This window comes from Vibrio sp. 704, assembly GCF_033339295.1.
Map to the genome: position 1 here is coordinate 1 of NZ_JAWOUH010000533.1, position 656 is coordinate 656.

Consider the following 656-nt stretch of genomic DNA (forward strand, 5'->3'; position numbering starts at 1 on the left):
CGACGTGCAGCATGGATGTTGTTACACATCAGTAGCTCAACACCAAAAGACATGTCGTCTAAACGGCCAGCGGCATTAATACGCGGCCCCAATGCAAAGCCGAAGTCCGATGCCACCAAACGTCGCGCATCGCGTTTCGCCACTTCAATCAGTGCCTGAATACCTGGGCGCGCTTTCCCCGCACGAATGCGCTGCAAACCTTGATGCACCAGAATTCGGTTGTTCTCATCAAGCGGCACAACATCAGCGACAGTGCCCAGTGCGACAAGGTCGATCAGCTCCATCAGTTTCGGCTCTTGCATGCCTTGTTGAGCAAACCAGTTGTGTTTGCGCATGTGGACACACAACGCCATCATCAGATAGAACGCCACACCAACGCCAGCCAACGCTTTAGAAGGAAACGCACAACTGTCGAGGTTTGGGTTCACCATCGCATCCACTTCTGGCAGAACTTGTCCTGGCAAATGGTGGTCTGTCACCAATACGGTAATGCCATTTTCTTTGGCGTAGCGCACACCTTCAATCGACGATACGCCATTGTCGACCGTCATGATCATTTCTGCGCCAAGTTCCAATGCTTGATCGACCACCTCTGGGCTCAAACCGTAGCCATCTTCAAAGCGGTTCGGCACCAAGTAATCGACGTTATTGCTACC

Annotated in this window: 1 protein-coding gene; it reads right to left on the reverse strand. The window is 52.4% G+C overall.

Going from position 1 to position 656, the window contains the following annotated elements; genetic code table 11:
* On the reverse strand, positions 1-656 hold a 656-nt coding region (locus tag R7R24_RS27580), incomplete at both ends, for a DHH family phosphoesterase (RefSeq protein WP_318120252.1).